This window comes from Methylobacterium sp. J-070, assembly GCF_022829385.1.
GTDB lineage: Bacteria > Pseudomonadota > Alphaproteobacteria > Rhizobiales > Beijerinckiaceae > Methylobacterium.
Genome location: NZ_JAKSXX010000087.1, coordinates 1 through 842 on the forward strand (window position 1 = coordinate 1; position 842 = coordinate 842).

Sequence of the window (842 nt, forward strand, 5' to 3'; positions counted from 1 at the left end):
ACCAAATCGACGGTCCCGGTCGGGACGGGCGACGAGGTCGAGCGGATCATCCGGGAGGCGAACCCGTCCGCGGACGTGTCGGTGGCCTCGAACCCGGAGTTCCTGCGCGAGGGCGCGGCGATCACCGACTTCAAGCGGCCCGACCGGATCGTGGTCGGCACCCAGGACGCCCGCGCCGAGGCGGTGATGCGCGAGGTCTACCGGCCGCTCTACCTCAACCAGGCGCCGATCCTGGTCACCGACCGGCGCACGGCCGAGCTGACCAAGTACGCCGCCAACGCGTTCCTGGCGGCCAAGATCACCTTCATCAACGAGATCGCCGACCTGTGCGAGGAGGTCGGCGCCGACGTCCAGCAGGTGGCCCGCGGCATCGGGCTGGACAAGCGCATCGGCCCGAAGTTCCTGCATGCCGGCCCGGGCTACGGCGGCTCGTGCTTTCCCAAGGACACCCTGGCGCTGGTCAAGACCGCCCAGGACGCCGGCACGCCGCTGCGGCTGGTCGAGACCGTGGTGGCGGTCAACGACCAGCGCAAGCGCGCCATGGCGCGCAAGGTGATCAAGGCCTGCGGCGGCTCGGTGCGGGGCAAGACCGTGGCGCTGCTCGGTCTGACCTTCAAGCCCGACACCGACGACATGCGCGACGCGCCCTCGCTGGCGATCGTGGCCGGCCTGCAGGACGCCGGCGCCACCGTGCGCGCTTACGATCCGGAGGGCATGGGCCACGCCCGGACCCTGATGCCCGACGTCGCCTACGCGGAGGACGCCTATGCCTGCGCCGAGGGCGCCGACGCCCTCGTGATCGTCACCGAGTGGAACGCCTTCCGCGCCCTCGACCTCGGCCG

The 842-nt window shown here is 71.6% G+C and carries 1 protein-coding gene; it reads left to right on the forward strand.

Annotated features, from left to right (window positions below):
* The coding region (locus MKL01_RS06600; RefSeq protein WP_243904419.1) for a UDP-glucose dehydrogenase family protein at positions 1 to 842 on the forward strand (842 nt) is incomplete at both ends.